Origin of the sequence: Aminivibrio pyruvatiphilus (assembly GCF_004366815.1) — a bacterium.
GTDB classification, from domain to species: Bacteria; Synergistota; Synergistia; order Synergistales; family Aminobacteriaceae; genus Aminivibrio; species Aminivibrio pyruvatiphilus.
In genome coordinates, this window is record NZ_SORI01000003.1 from 194,133 (window position 1) to 217,876 (window position 23,744).

Sequence of the window (23,744 nt, forward strand, 5' to 3'; positions counted from 1 at the left end):
CCACTTCCTTTCTTTCCTCCGCTTGATTTGTCTATCGCCACCGGCCGGACCGCTCCGGCCGGGAAATTTCGCTCCTACGCCGGGGAGAGCAGCCTGAGTGCCGTGGGGGACGCCGAGGTGATCACTTCACACCCCCCGGACAGGACAATCACATCGTCCTCGATCCGGACGCCGCCGAGCCCTTCCACGTAGATGCCGGGCTCGATGGTCACCACCGCACCGGCAGGCAGCTTCTCCTCGTTCAGGCGGTTCACCACGGGCAGTTCATGAAGCTCCAGGCCGATGCCGTGCCCCGTGGAGTGGGTGAAATGAGCTCCCCAGCCCTTCGAGGCGATGTAGTCCCTGGCCGCGCTGTCCACGTCCCGCCCCGTCGCCGCGGACGATACCGCCGCCACGGCCCGCTTTCGGGCCTCCTCGACGATATGGTAGATCTCCACCAGTTTCGGGTCCGGTTCCCCGAGGCCCACCGTGCGGGTCATGTCGGAGACATAGCCGTCGAGAACGGCCCCGAAATCCATGGTGATGAAGTCGCCCCGTTGGAGCACCCGCTCCGAAAACACTCCGTGCGGTCTGGCTCCCCGGGGGCCCGAGGCCGTCACAAAATGCCCCTTGGCCATCTGCTGGGCTCCCCGTGTGCGTATTTCGTGCACCAGGTCGGCGGCGATTTCCGCCTCGGTGCGCCCCGGGCGAATGGCCGGGAGAAACGCCTCGAAGGCTTCGGCGGCTATCCGGGCGGAACGGCGCAGAACGTTCAGTTCCTCCTCATCCTTCACCGCCCTGATCCTCCGGACCAGCCCGGACGTGCCCACCACGGAAGAGGCGATCTTCCCGAGGGCACGCCCCCGTTCCAGGGTCAGCCTGTCGTCCTCCACGGCGAGCATTTTGACATCGAGCTCCCGGAGGGCCTGCCCCACGGCGGGCCACGGGTCCCGGTCCTCCATCGCCACAAGGGGAAAGAAGGATTCCTCCTCCGCCTGGAGGAAATACCGTGAGTCGGTGACGAGCCTGCCCCCGTTCCGGCCGAGCACGAGCACGGCGAAAGATCCGGTGAAGCCCGAAAAGTACTGAATTCCCGGCCGATTGTCCAGCTCGCTGCTGAAGACCATCAAAGCATCGGCGCCGATTTTCTCCAGCTCCTCCTGCAGGCGGGCAAGACGGCCGGAGAAACAGCGGTCTGTGGTGTCGGTCATTCTATCACCCCGTATTCTGCCATAGTCAAACACAATGTATTATACTAAATCGATAGTGTCTTAGGGAAGCTTTTTTTTCACGGCAATTCCTGGTTTTCTTCAGCTTTTCCGGAATTCCCGCTGCCGCCTTTTCTTCCGCCCGGCGGGATCCGAAGGGCTTCTTCAACTTTTTCCCTGTGCATGGCGGTAAAGGCACAGCCCGGTTCTTCTCCGCACTTCCGGCACTTCAGGTCATAGGCTGAGTTGAGGGTGCCGCACCGGGGACAGGAATAGTGTTCCCTTTTTTCAGCCATCCACTCCCTGTACCCCACCTCGCGGATTCTCTCCAGGTCCTCCCAGAGTTCGGCCCGGTGGGGACGCTCCGCCTGGAAGGCTTTCAGGGTGTCGCAGGGATATTCCGCGCATTCGCCGCAAAACTCTATCCCCCGCTCAGCGGCACACGGGGCCATTTCACAGGTCCGGCAGTACGGCCCCCTCTTCTCCGAACGGCATCCGTAGCAGCGCATCTCCTCCTCCGGCAGCTGAAAAAGCTTTGCCAGCGCCGTCAGCCGTGCCGGGTCTTCCGTCGTGGCGATGTAGAGGGAGCACGCCTCGCAATACAGTCCGCAAACGGCAGCAAGCTTCTTGTCCGGTTCTTTGGAGCTCAATCCGTCCTTCATGGTTTTCCTCCTTTTCCTTCCATGAAACAGTTTCGGCCTTCTTTTCCGCTGCAGCTCTCCGGATTTCCGGCAGGACAGCCTTTCAAAAAAGTTTCACGGAGTCCGCACCACGGCTTTCCCGATCACCGGAAGAAGGTCGTGGATGGTCTCCGCCTTTTCGGAAAAGGCCTCGAGGGCCTCGAAGCTCAGGGCCCACACGTCCATGGGTATGGCCGGGCGGATAAGGTCCTGCCCGAAGGGAGCCAGAAGGGAAACGCACCGCCCGGCCTCCTCCTCCCTTTCGAAGAGGAAGACCAGCCAGTTGATGCCGTCCTGGTCATGGCTGTCCAGGTCCATGTACCCCGGCAGGACCATACGGCGAAGAACCTCCAGGGCTAGGTGGAACCGGCCGGCGGTTCCAAGGAACCATTCAAGACTGCTCTTTTCTGGAGAAGGGGAATCCATGCAGAAAAAGCGGTCGGCGTTCAGCAGCCCCCACCGGTCGCCGGGCAGAGGGGCAAAGGAGGTATAGGCCTGGAAATCGTACCGGCTGAGGTAGAGCAGATCCGCCTCGAAGACGGCGGGAGCCTCGCCCAGGGTTTCAAACCAGCGGGCTGCCGCGTCGGCCGGCGGGGGTGCCGTTTTCCTGGCTGCCAGTCCCGTGACGGGCCAGTCGCTCCTCATCCGTTCCACCGCCGGGGAGGAAGGCCATTTCCATTCCAGCCCTCCGTCATGGGAGAACAGCAGGGCATCCTCCAGGTCCGGGACGGGAAAACGGGCTCCCGGTACGTACTCTTTCAGCCCCCACCGCTGGATATGCTTCCTGTCGAGCAGCAGCCGCAGCCGCGTCCGGAAGAGATGCTTCCCGAGGTCCAGGGCGGGGATTCCGGGTTCCGCGGGCAGGAAGCTTGCAGCGGCCTCCTCCCGGAAGGCCGTCCTTCCCGCGCCGGTCAGGACGCATATCTCTCCCTTTCTCTCGGCCAGGCCGTCCCGGACCATGTCCGACAGAAGCGCCGGGTCCTCTTCGGCCAATTTCACGAGCTTTTCCGTCCAGCAGGGGTTTTCCCCGTCAAACAACAGCAGAAGGCTTCCGTATTCCATGCTCTTTTCCTCCTCTCACACTGCGTGCAGTGTATCGTGCAGCGAGTGCCTCCGAAAGGCCAATGGTTTTCCTTGGTAGACCTATCCAGAAGCATATCCCCAAACCGCTGTTTCTTCCAGAGTTTTTTCAGACCGGCAATTGGGCCTTCAACGCCTCCATATCTTTTCACACGCTCCGGCTGTCAGCAGCCAAAATTGACAGAGGTCTTCAAATCTGATACTTTGCGCTCATTTCGTACTCCGTCGAGTACTTCCAGAAAAGGGGAGGAAGAAGGCAACATGAGATATTACGTCGTGGACGCGTTTGCGGAGAAGGTGTTCGAGGGAAACCCGGCCGGGGTCTGCGTTCTGGACAGCTGGCTGCCGGACGGGCTGATGCAGAATATCGCCATGGAAAACAACCTCTCCGAAACGGCCTTTACGGTGAAAGAGGGGGAGGCCTACAGGCTGCGGTGGTTCACCCCCGGCGGGGAGGTTGACCTGTGCGGCCATGCCACCCTGGCGACGGCCTACGTTCTGTCCAGCTTCGTGGAAACCGGTGCCGACCGCCTTCTTTTTGAGACCCTGAGCGGCCGGCTGACGGTCAGCCGAAGGGGAGACCTGTACGAACTCGATTTCCCCGCCTATACCCTGACCCCGGTACCGGTCACCGGGGCCATGGAAGAAGCCGCCGGCTTCCGCCCCACTGAGGCATGGATGGCCAGGGACCTGGTCTGCGTGCTTGAGGACGAGCGGCAGGTCCGGGAAGCAGCGCCGGATATGGCCAGGGTGACGGCACTGGACGGTCTTCTCCTCCACCTGACCGCCCGGGGAAAGGACTATGACTGCGTTACCCGCAGCTTCGCCCCGAAAATGAACGTGCAGGAGGACCCTGTCTGCGGCTCCGGACACTGTCACGTTGTTCCTCTCTGGAGCCGGAAGCTGGGAAAAAAGGAACTGGTCGCCCGCCAGGCGTCCCGCCGGGGCGGAACACTCTTCTGCAGGGACTGCGGCGAAAGGATCCTGCTGGCGGGCAGGGCCGTCCTCTACTCCGCCGGGGAAATTTACCCCGGAAATCAGGGCTGAAAAACGCAGCCCTCCTTCAGTTTCAGGCGGCCGGACCTCGTGTCCGGCCACCGCTGTATATTCTTTTCCTTCCAAAAAATCCCCTTCTTTGCTCCATTCAGAGAGAGATTCACTTTACCCTGTTTTTATTGAGCCTTTTCCATTGACAAGCTTGCTGAGTTATGAATATAATCAGGCTGCACTTATTTGGTAACCATGGTATACCAGAAACTCGCCCGGGAGGTTTCCTTTTCCCGAATGGATTTTCCCATGACAGGAGAGTGAGCACTATGACCTACAGAATGCGTCCGCCGCGGGATGTGGTTTCCGGAAAAGGAAGCCTGGAGCAGATAGGGGAGATCGTTTCTTCCTACGCTCCAACGTCCGTCGCCTTCCTCGTGGACGGAAACGTGCGGAAAAACGGCGGAGCGGACAGGCTTCTGGCGCTGCTGGCCGTTCAGGGGGCGGAACTCCACGTTTTCAGCGATCTGCCAGTGGAGCCCGAAACAGGCCAGGTGAAGGACCTTTTCGGAAAACTGAGCGGCCTCGGGGTGGACCTGGTGGTGGCCATGGGGGGCGGAAGCGTCCTCGACAGCGCCAAGATGGTGGCCGTGCTCCTCCGGAATCCGGCCTACCAGGACAACCTGCTGGACGCACAGCTCATCAGGGAACGGGGCGTTCCCCTGATCGCCATACCCACTTCGGCGGGAACGGGCTCCGAGGCGACCCCGAACTCCATCGTGGTGGTGCCGGAACAGAAGCTGAAAGTTGGGGTGGTCCATCCCTTCTTTATTCCCGACTGCGTTGTCCTCGACCCCTCCGTCACGCTGACCCTTCCGCCGAACGTCACCGCCGCCACCGGCCTGGACGCCTTCTGCCACGCCATCGAATGCTTCATCTCGAAGAAACGGAATCCCTTCTCTGACCTGTATGCCCTGGAGGCCATCAGGCTCATCAGCCGCAGCCTGATGAAGGCCTATAGAGACGGATCGGATCTCCAGGCACGGGAAGACCTGCTTCTCGCTGCCTTCTACGGGGGCATGTGCATTGCCTCCTCCAGCACCGTGGCCGTCCACGCCCTCTCCTATCCCCTGGGCGGCCGGTACCGCATACCCCACGGCATCTCCAACGCCATACTCCTTCCCTGGGTCATGGAGTTCAACCGGGATACTGTGACGGACAGGTTCGCCGAAGTTGCCGCCGCCATGGGCATCCCTCCGGGAGCCGATGACGGGGAGACGTCCAAAAAGACCGTGGAGGGCATTTTCTCCCTGGTGCGTTCTCTGGGCATCCCCTCGGACCTCAGGGAACTGGGGGTCCGGAAAGAAGACCTGGACGAGATCGTCGCAGCGGCGATGAAGGTAACCCGCCTGCTCGACAACAACCCGAAGCCCGTCACGCCGGAGGACGCCCGGAACATCTACCTGAAACTGCTGCCGTAGAGGACCTTTGGGCCCTGTACAAGACCACATTGAATGGAGAGTAAGCCCATGATTGATATTCACGGAGTCATACCGGCACTGGTCACACCCATGAACCCGGACGAAAGCGTCAATGAAAAAGAGCTCCGGAACCAGATCCGCCGCCAGATAGCGGCGGGAGTCCACGGTCTCTTCGTCTTCGGGACGAACGGCGAGTTTTACGCCATGAGCGAGGCCGAAAAGCTCCGGGTGCTTGAAATCACCGTGGAAGAGAACAACGGGCGCCTTCCCGTCTATGCCGGAACGGGCTGCCCCGGAACGGCGGATACGGTGCACCTCTCCAGGGAGTGCGAAAAGATCGGCGCCGATGCCCTTTCGGTCATCACGCCCTATTTCGCCGCCCTCTCCCAGAAGGAGCTCATCACCCATTACGAAACCCTCGCCGGTTCGGTCTCCATTCCCGTGATTCTCTACAACATCCCCGCGCGCACCAACGTTTCCATGACGCCGGACACGGTGGGAAAGCTCTCGAAGATTCCCGGCATCGCCGGTGTGAAGGATTCCAGCGGCAATTTCGACACTATCCTCCAGTTTCTCGAGCACACTGCGGGCAGTGATTTCGCCGTCCTTTCGGGGAACGACTCCCTGCTCCTCTGGGCACTCCAGGCCGGAGGCAGGGGCGGCGTCTGCGGCATCGCCAACCTCTTCCCCCGGACCCTGGTGTCGGTGTACGAACTCTGGAAAAAAGGCGACTTCGCAGGGGCCAAAAAAGCCCAGGACTCCATCCGGGCCATACGGAACTGCTTCCGGCTCGGAAACCCCAACTCAATCGTCAAAATGGCGGCCAATCTCCTCGGCTACCCCGTGGGACCATGCCGGAAACCCTTCTGGAGCGAGGATCCGGCTGTGGCGGAAGAAATCGCCAGGGTGCTGAAAGAGCACTACGCGGGCACAGAATGAAGACAAGGGGGGTGAAATAACCGGACGACGGACGAAAGGCGCTCTTTCCGGCGGAAGAAGGTGCCGGGGAAAGCGGGGAAACCTGCCGGAAGACCGGGGCAGGGCGTAACCCGCCGGACACATCTTCGGTCCGCAGGCTTTCGGGGCAGTGAAAGCCCGGAACAGGGAAAACACACTATCACAGGAGGGAAACAGGTATGAAAATCTCGAGAAAAGTGATTGCGTTTCTTATGGTTCCCGCTCTTCTGCTTGCCTTCACCGGCGGAGCAGCCCTCGCCGCGCTTGACCAGCCGGTGAAACTGACCTTTGCCACCCAGAGCGTCGGGTCGGCCATGTACATGTACGCTTCCGCCATCGTCAACGTCTGGACCCCTGCCCTTCCCGCAGGCTCCCAGGTCGACGTGACCACCACATCCCCCGGCGGCGTTGGCGCCCCGGTCATCCTTGAAAAGGGTGCCTGCGACATCGTCCTCGGCAACTCCGCTCCCGCCAAGTGGGCCTACGAGAGCGGCATTCTCGGCAGCGAGCCCACGAAGAGCGTCCGGTCCATGGCCGGCGGGCTGGGCAAGGACTTCGTCAACGTCATGTTCACCAAGGAATTCGTTGACAGGACGGGCATCACCACCGTGGAAGAGGTTGTCGCCAAAAAGCACCCCGTCCGCATCGCCATCAAGGCCAACGGCTCCTTCGGCGAACTTGCCTGCAACAAGGTGCTCGAGGTTCTCGGCGTCGATTACGACACCGTAAAATCCTGGGGCGGCAGCGTGACCCAGACCGGAACCGCCGCCATCGTCAGCCTCCTGAAGGACGGCAAGGCGGACATGACCATCGACCACGTGGGCGCCGGCCAGTCCGCGACCACGGAACTCTGCCTGACCACCGACATGTTCTTCCCCGAGCTTTCCGCCGAAACCAGGGCGAAGATGAACGGCCAGGGCTTCGACAACATCGCCATCCCCGCCAACACCTGGAACGGACAGACGAAGGAGATCCAGTCCGTGGGATCCCCCCAGGTCGTGCTCGTCTCCGCGTCCGTTCCCGACGATGTGGTCTATGTTCTCACGAAGGCCCTCTGCGAAGGCAAGGAGAAGCTCGTCGAGGCCAACGCCACACTGGCCTCCTTCGATCCCGCCACGGCCCACGACATCCTGAAGACCGGCGCTCCGCTCCACCCCGGCGCAGAGAAGTACTACCGCGAAATGAACTACATGAAGTAAAGAAAGTTCCTTGCGGAGGAGCCGCCAGCGGAATTCCGGCTGCGGCTCCTTCTTTTCCGGGGCGGCGGCGCCCGCCCGGGAGAGCAGCAGAAAGAGCGGAACGCACGACAGGAGGAAACAGAAAATGTCAGAGTACACTCCGGCAAAAATGACGGCGAGACAGGGAATCATTATAGCGGTGAGTTTTATCTGGATTTCATTCCAGTTCTATCTTGCCATCTTCACCCCTCTTCACCCCATGCTTCAAAGCCCGGTACACCTGCTTCTTGCCCTTCTCGTGGTCTTCCTTTACCGGGAGGCGGAACAGGGAGGCAGCCTCGGAAAGATAGGGGACCTGGCCTTTTTTGCCGGAATCGCCTTCCTCTTCTACTACTTCATTTGGGAATCTCCCCGGCTGACGACCAGGGTCGCCTTCATCTCGGACGTACTGACCATCGACATCGTGGCCATGGCCGTCTGCGTCGTCGTCCTCATGGAGGCCGTCCGGCGGACCATGGGAAAGATCCTCTTCTTCTTTATCCTTTTCTTTATTTTTTACGCATGGTTCGGCCACCACTTCCCGTCCATCCTCCGGTACCGCGGAACGAACCTCGAAACCTTTACCGAACTCATGACCATGGGGCCTGACGGAATTCTTGGAACGCCGCTGTACACTTCCGCCAACAGCCTGTTCTACTTCATCGTCTTCGGGGTCTTCTTCTCCGCCTGCGGCGGCGGCCAGCTCCTTATCGACATCGGGCTGAAATTCTCCAACAAGAGTTCCGGCGGCCCCGCCAAGGCGGCCATCATTTCATCGAGCCTCATGGGAATGATCAGCGGCAGCGCCGTGGCCAACGTCTCCACCACCGGCGTCATGACCATACCGATGATGAAGAAGGTGGGCTACACTCCCGAGCAGGCCGGGGCCATCGAGGCCGTGGCATCCACGGGCGGGCAGATCATGCCCCCCATCATGGGCATCGGGGCCTTCATCATGGCGGAAATGCTGGGCGTCCCCTACAAGACGGTCGCCTTCTCGGCCATCATACCGGCCGTCGCCTACTACCTGTCCATTTTCCTGTTCGTCACCTTCATCGCCCAGAAACAGCGGGTAGCCAAGGCCTCCGCAGAAACGGCCATAGAGGTGGATGTGATCATTCCCCGGCTGTATATGCTTCTCCCGGCCATCATCCTCGTCTATTACATGGTGTCCGGCGCGTCGCTGATGCGCAGCGGCATGATGGGCATCTACGCCGCCATCGGGGTCAATGTCGTCAACCGGTTCGTCCTGGGCGGCAAATACTACGTCAGCCTGAAATCCCTCTTCGAGTCGGCCCTCCAGGGAGCCCGCCAGGCCGCAGACATCGCCATACCCACTGCCGCCTGCGGTATCATCATCGGCATCGTCATCCAGTCGGGCCTCGCCACGAAGCTGTCCACCATCATCGCCGGAGTGGGCGTGAGCAACCTGCTCATCGCCCTCCTGATCACCATGGGCGGCTGCATGCTCCTCGGCATGGCCCTGCCCACGGTGGCCGCCTACCTGGTGGCCAACATCCTCTTCGTCCCCACCCTCGCCGCCCTCAAGGTGCCCGCCCTTCCCGCGAACATGTTCGTCTTCTACTTCGGGATTATGGCCCAGATCACCCCGCCGGTCTGCCTGGCATCCTTCACCGCGGCGGGAATCGCCGGGGGCAACGCCTGGAAGACGGGATGGCTCGGCGCCCGGTACGCCCTCGTGGCCTTCCTGATCCCCTTCATCTTCGTCTACGATCCGGCGATCCTGCTCATGGGATCCGGTTTCGAAATAACCAAGGCCACGGCCGTGCTCTTCGTGGGAACCTTCCTCCTTGCCGCCGGCATGGCGGGGTACGTCATCATGCCCCTGAGAGCCTATGAGCGGGCCGCTCTCATTTCCGCCGCCGTACTGATGATCCTGCCGGAGAGAATGACCGACATCATCGGCATTTCGGTCGGGGCTGCCGTGATTCTCCTGTGCATCCTCAGACGACGGAAAGCGCTCACGGAGGCAAAACAATGAATACAAAAGACACCGCTGCGTTCGACGCCATCATCGCCGGCTCCGGCATCGCCGGCCTCATCGCCGCCTGCTCCCTCGTGGAGCGGGGCGCGGGCAGGATCGCCGTTCTTTCGCCGGGCTACGGGGGCGCCCCCTACATCGCCGCCTTCAACGCCGTCCTGCCGGACAGCCCCTCGGGAGACAGCCCGGAGCTGTACTGTTCGGACATGCTGGCGGCAGGCTACGGCTTGGGCAACAGGGAGCTCGTGGAAGCCCTGGGAGCCCTGACGGGCGAATGCGTGGCCCTCCTGGAGCGCTGGGGGGTATCCTTCGCCAGGCTGGAGGACGGCCGGTACCGGCTGCGACGGGCTTCGGGGTCGAGCTGCCCCAGGTCACTCTGCCGCACCGACATGCTCATCGGCGGTCACATCGTCAGCGTGCTGCGCCGGGAACTGGAAAAGAAAGGCGTCCTGTTTTTCGACAACACATCCTGCGTTCACCTGCTGGTCAGCGGCGGCCGCATCGCCGGAACGGCCTGCCTGACGGCAGGGGAGCCCCTGAAGACACTCCGGGCTCCTGTCGTCCTGGCGGCCTGGGGAGGCGTGGGCAACCTGTACGGCAAATCCACCTATCCCGCCGACATCGACGGGCGGACCCTCGCCATGGGCTTCGAGGCCGGGGCGTCCCTCATCGACCTGGAATTCGTCGAATTCGAACCCATGGTCTGCTACGGGCCTCCCGATGCCGTCGGGGAGCCCTGTCCCACCGCCATGCTTGGGGAAGGCGCATACCTTCTCAACAGCAGGGGGGAACGATTCCTGCTGAAAGTCCGCCCCCAGGGCGAGGCGGGGGCGCCGAAAAGTCTCATCAACAACGCCATCCGGGAAGAGCTGAAGGCCGGAAACGGCACTCCCCTCGGCGGAGTCTACGCTGACCTGCGCCATCTCGACCAGAAGGTGCTCGAGGCCTATCCCTGGTTCTACGAACGGGTGAAAAACGCCGGGCTCGACGTGAAGCACAGCCTCCTGGAGGTGGGCCCCATGGCCCACAGCCATTCGGGGGGCCTGGAAATCGACTCCCGGTGCAGAACAAACATTCCGGGCCTCTTCGCCGCGGGAGAGGCGGCGGGAGGCATGCACGGCGCCTGCCGCATGGCGGGCAACGCCGCCACACAGGCGGCGGTCTCCGGGCTGATGGCGGCGGTCTCCATGGCGGAGTTCCCCGCAAAGGACCTCCCCGGACTGCCGGAAATCCCCCGGTTCTCCGAAAACCAGTCCCTCCGGGCAGCCCTCCTTCCCCACATCAGGGAAACCGTGTCAAACTACGTGGAACGGGAGCGGGACGGCAACGGCCTGAAAAAAGCCCGGGCCGCCCTCGCGGAACTCCGTACCCGGGCCGCGGACGACACCTTCACGGAACAGTGCGCTCTTTCGGGCCTGCTGCTCGCAGAGGCGGCCCTCGCGAGGGAAGAGACCCGGGGCACCCACAACAGGACGGACTTCCCCGAACAGAGGGAGGAGTTCACCTGCTCCATCCGCCTGAAAAACGCAGACGGAAAAGTCTTCATGGAACATATCCGAAGATAGACTGAACAGGGAAGGGATCCTCCATGTGGAATCCTCGGGCCGCTCGGTCTATAATTTTCCGTGCGGAGAAGGAAATCATGGGAAAAGTTCGCCGGAAAAAACCTGCGAAGGAAACCGCAGAACGGGGCAGGGATCACGATGACTGACAGAAGACGAGCTCTGGCAAAGGAACTCTACGACCATCTGAATTCGGGGAAGATACAGGTGAACCCGGAGGGGAAACTCCCTTCAGAGCGAGACATGGCCTCAGCCCTGGGTGTCACGCGGCCCCTGCTGCGGCAGGCTATCGCCGTGCTCGAAGCCTTCGGGCTGCTGGAAATACGGGACCGCCAGGGAATTTTCATGCCCCGGCACGAACTGCCGGAGCTCATTTTTTCGGGTGACTGGCCGCCTTCCATGATGCTGGAGATCTTCCAGGTCCGCATGATGATCGAACCTGAAGCCGCGAGAATCGTGGCGGAAAACCGCACTCCGGAGGACCTGCGGAAAATCGGGGAGTCCGTGGCCCAGATGGCGGCCATCATCGAGTCAGGCAGGGACGACATGGAGTCACTCCTCTCCAAGTGGAACAGGATCTTCCACGCCCAGATCATGGCGGCGACCGGGAACCAGTTTCTCTGCCGCATCTACGAAACGGTCTCCCAGGCCTACGAGACGGCGAGCACATCCCTCATCTTTCGGCGGGAGGAACTCCGCTTCGACGAGATTTTCAGCGAGCACAGGCACATCCTGGACGCCATCAGGGAGAAGAACGGCGAAAGGGCCGCAGAACTTGTGCTCCACCACATCCAGGCCTCGGTGGAACGGGCTTCGGAAAGCCTTGTGAGCTCCGGGTTCAAGATCTGAAAGCACGAAAGCCTCTCCGGCATTGAACCGGGGAGGCTTTTTTCACTTGGGAAGCATTCGTCTGCATTCCCCTTCCCGGAGGAGCATCGATTCTGCTTACGCGCCGCCCCCGTCCTGCAGGGAGACAAAAGTCCCCCCGCACACCGCCGCCAGGTCACAGGGAGCTATTTCCATATCCAGCCCCCTTTTCCCCGCGCTGACGAAGATCGTCTCAAACCCTTCAGCCGAAACGTCGATGAACGTCCGGAGGCGCTTCTTCTGCCCGAGGGGGCTCACACCGCCGAGAACGTAGCCTGTGGACCGCTCCACGTCTGCCTGGGGTGCCATTTCGGCCTTCTTCGCCCCCGCCGCCTTCGCCGCAGCCTTCATACTGAGCATGGAATTCACCGGGATCACCGCCACGGCCAGCTCTCTGCCGTCAAGGCGTACCACCAGTGTCTTGAAGACCCTCTCAGGCGGAACGCCCAGCTTCTCCGCCGCCTCCATGCCGAAGGACGGCGCCGACGGGTCGTGGTCGTATTCATGCACCGTGAACGGCACGCCGGCCTTTTTCGCCGCAAGAATTCCCGGGGTCATTTCTTTCCCTCCCCTGTTCCGGATTCTGCTTTTCCCTCATCACATCCTGCCCCGTTGAGAATGCCGCCCCTCCGGCAGAACTGGCTCCTTTTGTTGTAGAGGGTATGATATCCGAAATGGAGGGAGCCGAAGACGGACAGACAGACCGCCGAGCAGTTGGCCACCATGATGGAAATCTGGTAGAGAATGGCCGTTGTGGGGAGGGTGCCCGAAAGGATCTGGCCCGTCATCATCCCCGGGAGGGAAACAATGCCCATGCCCACCATGGAGTTCAGCGTGGGAAGAATGGCCGTCTCCAGGGCCTGGTTCACGAAGGGCAGCAGGATGCTCTTCGGGCTCGCCCCGAAGTTGAGAAGGGCCTCCATCCTCTCCTTTCCCGCAGCCGTGCTCTCCCTGAAGGTCTTGACCCCCAGGTTCACCCCTGTCATGGCGTTCCCGAAGATCATGCCGCTCAGGGGAATCGCGTACTGGGGATTGAAAAGGCTCTGGTTCACCACGGCAGCGACGTAATATATCAGCACCGCAAAACCCGAAAAGGCCAGGGAAAGTCCGATGGAAAGCTTGAACCCCCGGTTGAGGTCCCGGTTTTTTGACAGCACCCTGTGGATCGCGAAAGACATCATGGCGGCCAGGTAGCCCACGGTCAACAGGGGATGGGGGTTCTCAAAAATGTAGGTCAGCACAAAACCGGCGAGGACAAGCTGTACCGTCATCCGGAGGCTTGCCGTCAGCAGCAGTTTTGTCTGGCTGATCCTGCTCCGTTTCATGAGTGCCAGCACCAGCAGCAGAAGAAGGTAGATGACCAGGAAACGCTGGATGCCTATGGCCGCGGCGCCGCTCATGATACCGCACCTCCCAGGTCCACGGTCCGTTCGGCGAATTGTTCCGTCAGGTGCCTGTCGTGGCTCACGACCAGGGCGGCGACGCCGTGGTTCCTGCAGTACTCAGTCAGGTTGGCCATCAATGCCTCCGCCGTGGTCCCGTCAAGGGCCGATGTGGGCTCATCCAGCAAAAACACCGCCGGGCGGAAGCTCAGCGCTATGGCCAAAAACACCCGCTGTTTCTCGCCGCCGGAAAGGGTGTCGCAGGGTGTGTCGAGGGGGAAGGGAACCCGGCAGGCGTCAAGGCACGCCTGCATGGATTCGCTGTCCGGAGGAACGGAATCCCTGTACTGGTGATACTGAAGAAAATTTGCCCTCACCGTGCCGGGGAAGAGGTAGGCCGACTGCCCGGCAAGGATGACCTCCCTCCGGAGAAGGAGGGGATCGATCTCAAGGATATCTTTGCCCCCATACAGCACCGTGCCGCCCGAAGGGGAAACGGTACCGTTCAGAAGCCGCAGAAAGGAGCTTTTCCCGCTCCCGCTGGGCCCCTGAAGAAAAATGATCTCTCCTGCGCACACTTCCATGTCAGGATAGGCGATCCTGTCCAGAAAGACGAGGGATGATGTGCGAAGAACTGCTTCCATGACTCCACCTGGCCTTCCTGCCTGTGTATCAGGCATTCTGGAATGGTATTATCTCATGTTGTCTGCCCATTCTGGACATATCCCCTTGAAAAAAGGACCGAAAACGACATCCCCAAAAAAACGGGGTTCCCCTGGTGTTTTTCCCATGGAACAGCTTGACAGGCAAAATTATCGGAGTATCCTTGTCTGCGTACTTATTTAGTAAATAAGTAATTTAGTAATTATCACAGGATTTCCGGGAGGGGAAACAATGAACATACCGACGACGCTGAAGCACAAGCCGGTCATCACCGTGGAGAACTACGAAAACGTGGACGGGCGGCAGGCCTACAATTCCGACGCCAAAGGGCTGTCCCTCGGGCTTGCCCAGTGGAACGACAGGGGAAAGGTGGAAATTTCCGCCAAAGTGTGGCGCTACACGGGGGAAAAATGGTCACGACAGTCGGAGGAGATGCCCCTCCACCGGGTGCTCGACCTGGCCATCCTGGTGTGCAAGGGAAAGCAGCACTTCCAGGAGGCGTACCGCCATCCGAAGCTCTATGACGAAAAGAACCCCCGCATCGACCGGGTGGGGCTCCAGGGGGACGCCATGACCGTGGAGATCTGCACGGGCAATCCCAGGATCGACGAGGATATACAGCTCTTTTCCCAGGCCCTCGGCCGGGACGACGAACTGCTGTCGGAGCGGCTTCACCTGCTGGCGGACCTGCTCCGCGACATGGGGTACGGCAGGGGCTGAAAGAAACCGGGAGCTACTCCGCCGCCCGGATGACCCCCTCCGCCCAGAAGGTGTCGAAGGTATTGGCCGCTCCGCCGTGCTCGATGATCCTGCCGCCGGCGATCCTGTCTATGTTGACCGCCGTGATCCGGATCTTCTTTCCCGTCGGCCTGATGCCGAGCCATTCCCCGCCGTGGGTGCCCTCCATCAGGACTTCCGAGATGACGAAATCGCCGTCCTGGTGCTGGCGGATCACCCGGATCCGGAAATCCGGGTAGGTCTTCCGGACATCCTCCAGATGCCGCCTCATCCCCTCCAGTCCGATGGGGATGTTCTCCTCGCCCGTTCTTAAGGTACAGTCGGGGTGGACATAGCGTTCCACCTCATCGACCCGGTTATTGGATGCGACCTGCTCGTAAAACTCTTTGACCATCGCCTTGCAGTCCACGAAAACCACCTCCGGTTTGACACGGGACCGACGAACCTTAAAGCCCGCCGGTGCGCAGCCGCCTTGGTAAAATGCCCGCCGGTTTCTCTTCCCTACCTGGAGCGGGCGAGTTCCGCTGTCACCTGCTCTTCGAGCTCCGGAGACCAGGGGAAATGGTAGCCCTCGTCCGGAATGACGGGGCGCCCCTCTTCCAGAACAAAGCTGACGATGTGGCGGCTGCCCTTTTCCGGGGACGGGAACTCCGTCTCCGTGGTCCGGAAATATTCCAGGACCTCCCCGGGGGCGTACCCTCCCTTGAAGGAGCGGATCACTTCCGCCGTAATCCTCCATCGGGCGTACCCGCCGAGGGTGCTCACCCGTTCCGATTCCCTGACCTCCAGGATGACCGTGACATCCGTTCCCCTGATATTTCCTGCGATGAGGGCGGGCAGAAAGTCACTCTCCAGCCCGTCGGAGGGAACACAGGCCATGAAGAGCCCAATACCCAGGCACATCAGAAGTATTCTCTTCCTGAAAAAACTCATCATTTCCACCTCCCGAACCGGAATCACTCAAAAGGGCAGCCCCTTCGCCAGTCCCTCAAATACTGCATCTTTTTCTTCCATGGTGCTATTCTACAATGAAGGGCAGTCTTCAGACCGCATATTCCCATTGAAATTGACCGGCCCGGCCTGCCGGCTGAGCGGATGCAGCCCTTCCCGTCCCTGGAGACACCAAACCTGTACAAAGGAGGTCCTTTCGTGCTGTTCGATGAGCTTGAAGCGATCAATTCCCGTCCTGAACCGTTCGGGTTCTATACTGCCCGGGATCTGTGGACCGACGGCCATATCTCGGAAAAAATGCTGTCATTCCACCTCGACGGAAATGTGGACGTCGCGTCCAGGAAGACGTCGTTCATCCGGAGGTCCGTGGAATGGATCACATCCCACTTCGGCTTGTCGGAGAAGTCTTCCGTCATCGACTTCGGATGCGGACCGGGCCTGTACACCCTGCCCTTTGCGGAGCGGGGGGCAAGGGTGACGGGCGTGGATTTCTCCGGACGGTCAATTCAATCCGCAGTCTCAGCCGCCGGAAAGAAAGGGCTTTCGATCGACTACGTGCTCTGCGACTACCTCGGATTCGAAACGGAGGAAAAATTCGACCTGATCCTGATGATCATGTGCGATTTCTGCGCCCTCAGTCCTCTGCAGCGGCGGACGATGCTGCGGAAATTTGCCGGCATGCTTGAACCGAAGGGACATGTGCTGTTCGATGTATACTCTCTTGAGACCTTCGACCGGAGGGAAGAAATCTCCCGCTTCGAACGGAACCTGATGAACGGCTTCTGGTCGGCGGAGGACTATTACGGCTTTCTGAACACCTTCAAGTACAGGGAGGAAAAAGTGCTGCTCGACAAGTACACGATCGTGGAATCCCGCCGGATACGGACCATATACAACTGGTTCCAGTGCTATTCTCCGGAAACCTTGGAAGCGGAGTGTGCCAGGAACGGGCTGAAGGTGACCGGGCTGTATTCCGACGTGGCGGGAACGCCCTTCGATCCCCGGTCAGCGGAATTCGCGGCCGTTGCAGAGCGTCTCTGAACCCGGTCAGGGAGAAGGTCCTCCTGAAAAAGCAACCCGGCGTGCTTCTCCGTCTTTAGAGAAACTCCAGGGGGCAGAAGTCCTTCAGGAAGGATTTCACCCCGTACTGCCCGAACGCCACCGTGTAGGTTTCCTCATCCTCCGATTCCACGACTCCCTCGCCGTATTTCGGGTGGCGGACTCTGACCGGAAGCCCTTCCGGAGACGGCGGCGAAGGCGAGCTGTCTTCCGCTCCCCCGAAGACGGTCCCCGCTCCGCCCTTTTCCCTGTTTTCCAGCAGCGTCCTGCAGTATGCCCGGATATCCCCCCGGCCCGGCCCGTCGTCGCCGCCTTCAAGCAGGCGGGACGGGATCATGGAGAGGAAGCCGCTCTTCCCTGGAAGAACCCGGACTTCGCCGGGGTCGGTGTAGCAGGAGAGTTCGAGGTAGTCCTTCGCCCGGGTGATGCCGACGAAAAAGAGCCGTTTTTCCTCCTCCCGCCCCTCCGGGGAATAGGTGTGGAGGGGGATGAGCCCCTCGTTGACCCCGATGATGAACACCACGGGAAACTCGAGACCCTTGCAGGCGTGGAGGGTCAGGAGCCGGACCGTATCTCCGCTCCCCTCTTCGCCACCGGGGGAGAAAAACTCCGTCCCGTACAGGGCCGAGGAGTTGAGAAACTCCGCTGCCTTTCCTGCGAAGCTCCCCTCCCTCTCCCTGCAGAAGGCGCCCAGTTTCTCCAGAAATGCCAGGACAAGCCTGCGGTTTTCCGGAAAGGAGGCCGACGTGGGGGACAGCCGGTGTTCCAGCCCGAAATACTCGTAAATTTCGAGGGGGCCCCGTCCCGTTCCGGCCCATTCCGGGAAGGAGCGGACCCTGTCATACAGCTCCGATTCAGCCCCGGCAGGATCTTTCGCCTCCGCGGGCGCCAGGCCGTCCCCGAAGCGGCCGTCGGTAAGGGCGGAGACCAGGCCGTTTCTGTCGGCCCCGTTCACCGAGGCGCTCAGCAGGCGGGCGAGCCACTGCAGCACGGGGATGTCCTTCAGGGTCTTCCGGACCGAGAGCGTGAAGGGAATCCCCTTCCGGCGGAAAACGGCCTGCAGGGGGCCCGACTGGCGCTGCATCCGGTAGAATACCGCCATGTCCCCCCACGGCATTCCCCCGTCATGAAGCTCCCGAATCCTGTCAGCCAGGTATTCCGCCTCGAGGAAGGGGTTGAAGTGGTTTCGGACCACGATCCCCGCCCCCCGCTCCCGGGTGCCTTCAAGGTCCGAAGAATCATGGAGGAAGCACCGGGCCGCCTCGAGGATGGTGGAGCTGGACCGGTAGTTGAGGGGAAGGGAAATTTCGGTCGCGCGGAACTCCCTGGCGAACCTGGAGAAGATGTCCCTGCTGCCACCCCTCCAGCTGTAGATCACCTGGTTGGGGTCGCCCACGGCGAAGAGCTTCGTCTCCTCCGACGCCAGGGCGCGGATGAATTCCATCTGGGCCCCGTCGCAGTCCTGGAACTCGTCCACGATGATCCACCGGGGGGACCACCCGCTTTCCCCCGCCAGCGCCGCGGCGTTCCGGATGAGGTCGTCGAAGTCCATGGCGTTCTGGAGCACTTTCTCCCGGGCGAGCAGCTCCACGAGCGCGGAGATGCCGTCTTCCCGCTTCATCCGGCCAAAGAGCGTCCTTCCGGCGGCGCAGGCTTCCAGGCGCTTCATCAGCCTGTTCCGGTACTTTATGGTCAGCCCGTGCTCCACCACCAGCCGTTCGGCAATCTCCAGCAGCCCGTCGGGGTCAAGGACCGAGAAGGACGGGGTGTAGCCCAGGGTCTCCACAGGAAGAATACGCTGGAGCATCCTCATGGCCACGCTGTGGAAGGTGCCGAACCAGGCGGTGCTCTCCAGGGCGGCGCCGGGAGCAGCCGCTGCCAGGCGGCTCCGTATCTCGTCCGCCGCCTTGTTCGTGAAGGTCAGCACCACCATGTCCTCCAGGGGAACCCCGTTCACCGTGTGCTCGTAGAGGGCCTTGCAGATAAGGACTGTGGTCTTGCCGCTGCCCACGCAGGCATTGACGAGGGTGGCCCGGCCCTGCTCGAGCACCGCCTGCCGCTGGTAGGGGTTCAGCCTCTCCAGGAGGGATCCGGCGGACGTCATGGCCCCTCACCGCCTCCCGCCGACAGCACATCCCCGGGAGGAGGAAGAGTCTCGAAAAGACTGCCGATCGCCCAGAGGACCACCCTCTTGTCCAGGTGGTAGTCTCCCACGCAGGCAGGACAGCCGCCCCTGCACGGGCATCCCCGGATCATCCGGTCCGCCCTGCGGAGAATGTCCCGCACCAGGGAGAACCCCTTGCGTGAGAACCCGAGGCCTCCGGCGTACATGTCGAAGACACACACGGACATTCTGCCCCCCTCGGGGCCGTCCCCGGCCAGGAGGGCGCTGCCCATGTCCTCCGGTGTGGCCATGGCGGCCATCATGGCGGCGTTCAGCAGGGCGAAGCTCAGCCCTTCGGCGTAGGTCTTCCGGAACTGGAATCCCGGCATCGGGGCAGGGGCCAGGGAGAGAAACAGCCGCCGCACCTCGCCGGGAAGGGCGATCCAGAATCCCTCCGTATCGAAGGATTTGCCCAGCGGGCGGTCGAGCATTTCCATGCCCAGGTTCTGGTGGTTGTGAAACTGCTGCCGCCGGAAGCCCACCGTGGTGTAGGCCACCCGCACGTCCCCGAGGCCGCAGAGGGTCCTGCCCAGGGGTTCGGTCTTCTCGTCCCTGATTTTGTGCACTTCGGTCATATCGCAGGAGACGGTATAGTAATTTCCCTCCGTGGGCCGGGCCAGGGCCTCGGTGTGGTTCAGGTCCAGGCTCTCCACCAGGTACTGGAGCCCCTCGTGGAGGTAGATGGCGCCCCGGTAGATCTCCCGGAAGGCCTGGAGCTCGTCCATCTCCGTGAGAAGGGATCCGTCGGCGGCGTTCTTGAGCTTGTACCGGGTCCTGTCCATGTTGCGCAGGCTGATGTCCCCCGCCGGGTAGGCCCCTCCGGACCAGAAGTACTTTCCCTGCTCCTTCCGGAGCTCCTTTCCGGGAAGGAGGACGGGCACGATCTCCCCGAGGTCCGGGAAAAGGGCCCCGTCGTCCGCGGAGAGGGGCAGCTCAGCCGCCGCGGCACGCACGTGGGCCACCTGGATGAAGAGGTTGTCCGGGTCCACCACCGCGCTTTCGCTTTCTCCCGAGAAGAGCCACTCCGGATCGATGGCGAGATACTGGTCCAGTGGCAGGTTGTCCAGCAGCAGGACCACCGACGCGCTCCTTCCCTTCCGCCCCGCCCGTCCGGCCTGCTGCCAGAAGGAAGCCCGGGTGCCGGGGAACCCCACGAGCACGGCCGTGTCGATCCGCCCGATGTCGATTCCCAGCTCCAGCACGTTGGTGGCCACGAGGCCCCGCAGCCTGCCCGACGCCATTTTCTCCTCGATGTCCCGCCGCTCCAGGGACCTGTATCCTCCCCGATAGCCGGAGACCAGGGAGGCCATGTCCCGCCCTCCGGACTCCGGGGCTGATTCCTTCAGCCTGTCCCGGACTTCCTTCAGGACGACCTCCACGGCGTTCCGGGATTTGCAGAAGGCCAGAAAGGGCGAGTTTTCCCGGACAAGCCGGGCGAGAAGCCCCGTGGCCTCCCGGGCCGGTGAGACGCGGAACTCCGTCCCCCGGGCGGTGGGGGGCTGCCAGAGGAAAAAGCGCTTTTCCGGCGACGGGGAGCCGTCCCGGGAGACATGGGAAAAGGGACGGCCGCAGATGTTCTCCGCGAGCTCCACGGGATTGGCTATGGTGGCGGAGCTGCACAGGAAGCGGGGCGAGGAGCCGTAGTACCCGCAGATCCGCCCGAGGCGCTTCATCACGTTGGCCAGATGGGAGCCGAAGGCCCCCCGGTAGGAATGAAGCTCGTCCACCACGATGTACTTCAGGTTGGCGAAGAAAAAGCTGAAGCCGTAGCTGCCGTGGTTCGGCAGAAAGGTGGCGTTGAGCATCTCGGGGTTGGTGAGGACGATGTTCGCGCTGCTCCGGATGCGGCCCCGCTCGGCGGAGGAGGTGTCCCCGTCGTAGATCCCCGCCTGGAGGCGGGACGGGCCGAAGAATTCCAGGAGAGGGACGAAGCTCCGGAACTGGTCGCTCGCCAGCGCCTTCGTGGGGTACAGGAAGATCGCCCTGGCCGCCGGGTTCGTCAGTATCTCCTGCAGGACGGGGAGCAGGAAGCCCAGGGTCTTGCCGCTGGCCGTGGAGGTGGTGACGATCACGTTTTCGCCGTCCACGGCCCGGTCGAACATCTCACCCTGGTGAGAATAAACCATGCTGATCCCGCTGCTCTCAAGGAAGGCGCGCAGTTCGGGCAGCATTCTGTCCGGGAAGGGAGTGTACACCGCTTCCCGCTTCGGGAATACCCGCTCGTGGACTATCTTTTTGTGAAACTCTTCCATGCCGGTCATGGAAACGCCCCCACCAGCCCGCCGGATATGGATCCTCCGGATATGCCGGAAGACGGAACGGGCCAGGAATCAATAATGGGACGTGGCCCTCCGGCTGTCAAGGAATGAATGGGGTCCCATGCTGGCTCTACTATTTCCGGGTCCGGAAACTCTAAAACTCCGCCAGCGCCCCCAGGATGGCCTTCCAGTCAAAGGTCCTGGCCAGGTCGAAAAGTTCGTCGTCACCGTTGATGGAATTCATGGTGAACACGATCATTTCCGGTGCGCTTCTGGAAAGGCTGTAGGGAGGCAGAAAGACATACAGCGTGGCCTCGGGGACTTTCCTCTCCGGAGAGACCCTGTAGACGATCTCCGCATAGCGGATCCCGTCGATGACCCCCTGACGCATCCGTTCCGACGAAACATCGAGCACAGTTTCCTCGAAATCGTCCTTTCCGTCAGGGTTTCCCGGCGTCTTGAGGGCCTGTACCACGAGGCTCCTGCCCTGGTGGTACTCTCTTGTGAAAACAGCGGCCCTGCCCTGTCCGGAATCGGGCGTCACGATGGGGACCATCTCCATACCTTCCCACCCGGGGAGATCCTTGAGAAGGTGACCCATCCTGTCCGTCATCGGGTCGGCACCCGAAGGAGAAACACAGAAAAGCAGCACTGCAGCGGCAAAAAACAGGAACAGCGTTTTTTTCATCTCGGCAGCCCCTTCCGGATATCTGAAATTCAGGAATTTCCTGTATTATATATGTCCATCCGGGACGCTTTTCAAACCTCCCGGAGCGTTTTTTCGTCTATCCGGAAAAAGGGCTGTTTTCCGGCATGGCCCGGGAATAGCCTGAAAGATGGCCGGCAAGGCGGAAAGCCTGTCCGGAAGAGGGTGATAGCATGTTTCTTCTCAAAAACAGAGAAAAAGCCCTGCGCAGATACGATTTCTTTCTCATTTTTCTGGCCGTCGCATCCGTGGGGCTGATCATCGCCGAGGAGAGGATGGACTTCACGGAAACCGAAGAAGGGATCTTCGGTTTCGTGGACACAGCTATATGGCTGATTTTCGTGGCAGACTACTTCACCCGGTTCTACCTCGCTGCGGATAAAAAGCACTACGTGAAAACCCACATCATCGAACTCATCGCCATACTGCCCTTTGACGCCCTGTTCAAGGGGCTCCGGTCGCTGCGGATCTTCAGGATGCTCCGCTCGACCCGTGCGCTCAGAGCCCTTAGACTTCTCCGGCTCGCCGCCTACTTCGGCAGGGCCCACCGGTACGCCTCCCGGTTCCTGAGGCAGCACAATTTCCAGTACGTCCTCTTTTTCACGGTGCTCACGATCCTCATCGGTGCCGCGGCGGTCCGCTACTTCGAGCAGATGGGCTTTTACGACGCCCTCTGGTGGGCCTTCGTGACGGCGACCACCGTGGGGTACGGCGACATCTCGCCCTCCACGGCAGGGGGAAGGATTGTGGCGATCATGCTGATGCTGGTGGGGATCGGCTTCATCAGCACCCTCACCGGGACCATCGCGTCCTTTTTCGTCGCTCCCGCCCCGGAGCCGGAGGCGAAACCGAGAAATGAATTCCTGTCGCTGGCCCTGCGGAGGCTGGAAGACTTCCAGAACCTCAGCCCGGAGGAAGTCCGGGAGATCTGTGCCGTCCTCCAGGGGCTCAAGGAAAAACAGTAACCCTTCTTTTTCCGGCCGAGGTCATGCCTCCCCGGCGGACACTCCTCCGGAAACAGGAAGGGCGGCGCCGTTCCTTTTCAGGATGAAGTCCAGCCCCTCCGGAGAATAGTTGAGCACCAGCTCCGGGGGAAAATCCATCTCCCGGAGAAGGGCTCTGCATCGGCTCATCTCCCCCACGTCGTACCAGATGTGGGCGTCGCTTCCCAGCACTACTGGCACGTCGAACCGGCAGCAGTACTCCAGCATGGTGCGAGCGTTCCTTACGCCGTTCTGCCGGCCCGAGCCCGGGCAGAAGCTGGAATTGTTGACCTCGAGGGCCACCTTCTCCCGCTTTGCGGCCAGGACCAGCTCTTCGTAGTCGAGGGGGTAGCGGTCATCGTCCGGGTGGCCGATGATCTTCACGTACGGGTTCGCCATGGCTCCGGCCAGGGCCCGTGTATTCTGCTCCGTGGTCCCGAAGGGGATGCAGGGCGGGTGGAGGCTGGCGATGACATATTCCAGCCTGCCCAGGATGTCCTCCTCCACGTCGAGGGTGCCGTCATAGTCCATAATGTTCGCCTCGATGCCCTTCACGATCCTGATCCCCAGGAGGGATTCCCGGATCACCTTGTAGTTCCCGAAATGAAAGGAATGGCAGGTGCCGGGCATGGCGGGGGCGTGGTCGGAAATGCCGAGGGCGGTGAGGCCTCGTTCCGCGGCGGCCTCGATGTTTTCCTTCAGCGAGCTGTAGGCGTGCCCGCTGGCGATGGTGTGGGTGTGCAGGTCAAATAGAGGTTTCATTGGTTCTCCTTGAGTTTTTTTCCTTAATAATTGTTCAGATTTCATACAGTTCTTTCGT

General features: G+C 61.4%; 22 protein-coding genes. 10 read left to right on the plus strand and 12 right to left on the minus strand.

The window, feature by feature from the left end; translation table 11 throughout:
• Positions 1-74: 74 nt before the first annotated feature.
• The 3 genes from C8D99_RS03935 to C8D99_RS03945 form a co-directional block, all read right to left on the minus strand.
• A complete protein-coding gene (locus C8D99_RS03935; protein WP_133956593.1) occupies positions 75-1,190 on the minus strand; it encodes a M24 family metallopeptidase in 1,116 nt (371 codons plus the stop codon).
• A gap of 77 nt (positions 1,191-1,267) precedes the next feature.
• On the minus strand, positions 1,268-1,849 hold the full coding sequence (locus C8D99_RS03940; RefSeq protein WP_133956595.1) for a DUF3795 domain-containing protein: 582 nt from the start codon (positions 1,847-1,849) through the stop codon (positions 1,268-1,270).
• A gap of 93 nt (positions 1,850-1,942) precedes the next feature.
• Positions 1,943-2,929, minus strand: a complete 987-nt coding sequence (locus C8D99_RS03945; protein WP_133956598.1) for a hypothetical protein — start codon at positions 2,927-2,929, stop codon at positions 1,943-1,945.
• Between the two features lie 279 nt (positions 2,930-3,208).
• Here C8D99_RS03945 and C8D99_RS03950 point away from each other — a divergent pair, with 279 nt between their 5' ends.
• The 7 genes from C8D99_RS03950 (at position 3,209) to C8D99_RS03980 (ending at position 12,002) form a co-directional block, all read left to right on the plus strand.
• Positions 3,209-3,994, plus strand: coding sequence for a PhzF family phenazine biosynthesis protein (locus C8D99_RS03950; protein WP_133956600.1), 786 nt, complete (start codon positions 3,209-3,211; stop codon positions 3,992-3,994).
• 269 nt (positions 3,995-4,263) lie between these two features.
• The gene (locus C8D99_RS03955) at positions 4,264-5,415 is read left to right on the plus strand and encodes an iron-containing alcohol dehydrogenase (RefSeq protein ID WP_133956602.1); all 1,152 of its coding nucleotides are present in this window, start codon (positions 4,264-4,266) and stop codon (positions 5,413-5,415) included.
• A 48-nt stretch (positions 5,416-5,463) separates the two neighbouring features.
• Entirely contained in the window at positions 5,464-6,354 is an 891-nt protein-coding gene (dapA, locus tag C8D99_RS03960) for a 4-hydroxy-tetrahydrodipicolinate synthase (protein WP_133956604.1), read from the plus strand.
• Between the two features lie 197 nt (positions 6,355-6,551).
• Positions 6,552-7,571, plus strand: a complete 1,020-nt coding sequence (locus C8D99_RS03965) for a TAXI family TRAP transporter solute-binding subunit (protein ID WP_133956606.1) — start codon at positions 6,552-6,554, stop codon at positions 7,569-7,571.
• 124 nt (positions 7,572-7,695) lie between these two features.
• On the plus strand, positions 7,696-9,591 hold the full coding sequence (locus C8D99_RS03970) for a TRAP transporter permease (RefSeq protein WP_208321068.1): 1,896 nt from the start codon (positions 7,696-7,698) through the stop codon (positions 9,589-9,591).
• The gene (locus tag C8D99_RS03975) at positions 9,588-11,156 is read left to right on the plus strand and encodes an FAD-binding protein (RefSeq protein ID WP_133956609.1); all 1,569 of its coding nucleotides are present in this window, start codon (positions 9,588-9,590) and stop codon (positions 11,154-11,156) included. The genes C8D99_RS03970 and C8D99_RS03975 overlap by 4 nt, the downstream gene beginning before the upstream one ends.
• 138 nt (positions 11,157-11,294) lie before the next feature.
• Positions 11,295-12,002 carry a FadR/GntR family transcriptional regulator gene (locus C8D99_RS03980; RefSeq protein ID WP_133956611.1) on the plus strand — a complete coding sequence of 236 codons (708 nt, stop codon included), beginning with the start codon at positions 11,295-11,297 and terminating at the stop codon, positions 12,000-12,002.
• A gap of 96 nt (positions 12,003-12,098) precedes the next feature.
• Here the strand turns inward: C8D99_RS03980 and ybaK are convergent, their stop codons facing one another.
• Genes ybaK through C8D99_RS03995 form a run of 3 tightly spaced genes read right to left on the minus strand, consistent with a single transcriptional unit; the run spans position 12,099 to position 14,046 of the window.
• Entirely contained in the window at positions 12,099-12,578 is a 480-nt protein-coding gene (ybaK, locus tag C8D99_RS03985) for a Cys-tRNA(Pro) deacylase (protein ID WP_133956613.1), read from the minus strand.
• Positions 12,575-13,420: an ABC transporter permease gene (locus C8D99_RS03990; RefSeq protein WP_133956615.1), complete on the minus strand. Its 846-nt coding sequence runs from the start codon at positions 13,418-13,420 to the stop codon at positions 12,575-12,577. The genes ybaK and C8D99_RS03990 overlap by 4 nt, the downstream gene beginning before the upstream one ends.
• Entirely contained in the window at positions 13,417-14,046 is a 630-nt protein-coding gene (locus C8D99_RS03995; protein ID WP_133956617.1) for an ABC transporter ATP-binding protein, read from the minus strand. The genes C8D99_RS03990 and C8D99_RS03995 overlap by 4 nt, the downstream gene beginning before the upstream one ends.
• 250 nt (positions 14,047-14,296) lie before the next feature.
• Between C8D99_RS03995 and C8D99_RS04000 the strand changes: the two genes are divergently transcribed.
• Positions 14,297-14,785 carry a DUF6530 family protein gene (locus tag C8D99_RS04000; RefSeq protein ID WP_133956619.1) on the plus strand — a complete coding sequence of 163 codons (489 nt, stop codon included), beginning with the start codon at positions 14,297-14,299 and terminating at the stop codon, positions 14,783-14,785.
• A gap of 13 nt (positions 14,786-14,798) precedes the next feature.
• Here the strand turns inward: C8D99_RS04000 and C8D99_RS04005 are convergent, their stop codons facing one another.
• Both C8D99_RS04005 and C8D99_RS04010 read right to left on the minus strand, forming a co-directional pair.
• On the minus strand, positions 14,799-15,212 hold the full coding sequence (locus C8D99_RS04005) for an ester cyclase (protein ID WP_133956620.1): 414 nt from the start codon (positions 15,210-15,212) through the stop codon (positions 14,799-14,801).
• A gap of 92 nt (positions 15,213-15,304) precedes the next feature.
• Positions 15,305-15,736 carry a hypothetical protein gene (locus tag C8D99_RS04010; protein ID WP_133956622.1) on the minus strand — a complete coding sequence of 144 codons (432 nt, stop codon included), beginning with the start codon at positions 15,734-15,736 and terminating at the stop codon, positions 15,305-15,307.
• Between the two features lie 216 nt (positions 15,737-15,952).
• Here C8D99_RS04010 and C8D99_RS04015 point away from each other — a divergent pair, with 216 nt between their 5' ends.
• Positions 15,953-16,795 (plus strand): class I SAM-dependent methyltransferase, encoded by an 843-nt coding sequence (locus C8D99_RS04015; protein WP_208321069.1) that lies wholly within the window; start codon positions 15,953-15,955, stop codon positions 16,793-16,795.
• A gap of 55 nt (positions 16,796-16,850) precedes the next feature.
• On the opposite strand, the gene C8D99_RS04020 is transcribed toward C8D99_RS04015, so the two are convergent.
• From C8D99_RS04020 to C8D99_RS04030, 3 genes are all read right to left on the minus strand, one after another.
• Positions 16,851-18,917 carry an ATP-dependent helicase gene (locus C8D99_RS04020; protein ID WP_133956624.1) on the minus strand — a complete coding sequence of 689 codons (2,067 nt, stop codon included), beginning with the start codon at positions 18,915-18,917 and terminating at the stop codon, positions 16,851-16,853.
• Positions 18,914-21,238: a DEAD/DEAH box helicase gene (locus tag C8D99_RS04025; protein WP_133956626.1), complete on the minus strand. Its 2,325-nt coding sequence runs from the start codon at positions 21,236-21,238 to the stop codon at positions 18,914-18,916. Before C8D99_RS04025 ends, C8D99_RS04020 begins: the two co-directional genes overlap by 4 nt.
• Before the next feature lie 151 nt (positions 21,239-21,389).
• Positions 21,390-21,923: a hypothetical protein gene (locus C8D99_RS04030; protein ID WP_133956628.1), complete on the minus strand. Its 534-nt coding sequence runs from the start codon at positions 21,921-21,923 to the stop codon at positions 21,390-21,392.
• 191 nt (positions 21,924-22,114) lie between these two features.
• Here C8D99_RS04030 and C8D99_RS04035 point away from each other — a divergent pair, with 191 nt between their 5' ends.
• Positions 22,115-22,906: a potassium channel family protein gene (locus C8D99_RS04035; RefSeq protein ID WP_133956630.1), complete on the plus strand. Its 792-nt coding sequence runs from the start codon at positions 22,115-22,117 to the stop codon at positions 22,904-22,906.
• A gap of 21 nt (positions 22,907-22,927) precedes the next feature.
• Here the strand turns inward: C8D99_RS04035 and C8D99_RS04040 are convergent, their stop codons facing one another.
• On the minus strand, positions 22,928-23,686 hold the full coding sequence (locus C8D99_RS04040; RefSeq protein ID WP_133956632.1) for a phosphatase: 759 nt from the start codon (positions 23,684-23,686) through the stop codon (positions 22,928-22,930).
• Between the last annotated feature and the right edge of the window lie 58 nt (positions 23,687-23,744).

Excerpts from the sequence above, each read along its gene's own strand:
- C8D99_RS03935 (WP_133956593.1), bottom strand. The coding sequence starts at position 1,190 with ATGACCGACACCACAGACCGCTGTTTCTCCGGCCGTCTTGCCCGCCTG.
- C8D99_RS03940 (WP_133956595.1), bottom strand. The coding sequence starts at position 1,849 with ATGAAGGACGGATTGAGCTCCAAAGAACCGGACAAGAAGCTTGCTGCC.
- C8D99_RS03945 (WP_133956598.1), bottom strand. The coding sequence starts at position 2,929 with ATGGAATACGGAAGCCTTCTGCTGTTGTTTGACGGGGAAAACCCCTGC.
- C8D99_RS03950 (WP_133956600.1), top strand. The coding sequence starts at position 3,209 with ATGAGATATTACGTCGTGGACGCGTTTGCGGAGAAGGTGTTCGAGGGA.
- C8D99_RS03955 (WP_133956602.1), top strand. The coding sequence starts at position 4,264 with ATGACCTACAGAATGCGTCCGCCGCGGGATGTGGTTTCCGGAAAAGGA.
- dapA (WP_133956604.1), top strand. The coding sequence starts at position 5,464 with ATGATTGATATTCACGGAGTCATACCGGCACTGGTCACACCCATGAAC.
- C8D99_RS03965 (WP_133956606.1), top strand. The coding sequence starts at position 6,552 with ATGAAAATCTCGAGAAAAGTGATTGCGTTTCTTATGGTTCCCGCTCTT.
- C8D99_RS03970 (WP_208321068.1), top strand. The coding sequence starts at position 7,696 with ATGTCAGAGTACACTCCGGCAAAAATGACGGCGAGACAGGGAATCATT.
- C8D99_RS03975 (WP_133956609.1), top strand. The coding sequence starts at position 9,588 with ATGAATACAAAAGACACCGCTGCGTTCGACGCCATCATCGCCGGCTCC.
- C8D99_RS03980 (WP_133956611.1), top strand. The coding sequence starts at position 11,295 with ATGACTGACAGAAGACGAGCTCTGGCAAAGGAACTCTACGACCATCTG.
- ybaK (WP_133956613.1), bottom strand. The coding sequence starts at position 12,578 with ATGACCCCGGGAATTCTTGCGGCGAAAAAGGCCGGCGTGCCGTTCACG.
- C8D99_RS03990 (WP_133956615.1), bottom strand. The coding sequence starts at position 13,420 with ATGAGCGGCGCCGCGGCCATAGGCATCCAGCGTTTCCTGGTCATCTAC.
- C8D99_RS03995 (WP_133956617.1), bottom strand. The coding sequence starts at position 14,046 with ATGGAAGCAGTTCTTCGCACATCATCCCTCGTCTTTCTGGACAGGATC.
- C8D99_RS04000 (WP_133956619.1), top strand. The coding sequence starts at position 14,297 with ATGAACATACCGACGACGCTGAAGCACAAGCCGGTCATCACCGTGGAG.
- C8D99_RS04010 (WP_133956622.1), bottom strand. The coding sequence starts at position 15,736 with ATGAGTTTTTTCAGGAAGAGAATACTTCTGATGTGCCTGGGTATTGGG.
- C8D99_RS04020 (WP_133956624.1), bottom strand. The coding sequence starts at position 18,917 with ATGACGTCCGCCGGATCCCTCCTGGAGAGGCTGAACCCCTACCAGCGG.
- C8D99_RS04025 (WP_133956626.1), bottom strand. The coding sequence starts at position 21,238 with ATGACCGGCATGGAAGAGTTTCACAAAAAGATAGTCCACGAGCGGGTA.
- C8D99_RS04030 (WP_133956628.1), bottom strand. The coding sequence starts at position 21,923 with ATGAAAAAAACGCTGTTCCTGTTTTTTGCCGCTGCAGTGCTGCTTTTC.
- C8D99_RS04035 (WP_133956630.1), top strand. The coding sequence starts at position 22,115 with ATGTTTCTTCTCAAAAACAGAGAAAAAGCCCTGCGCAGATACGATTTC.
- C8D99_RS04040 (WP_133956632.1), bottom strand. The coding sequence starts at position 23,686 with ATGAAACCTCTATTTGACCTGCACACCCACACCATCGCCAGCGGGCAC.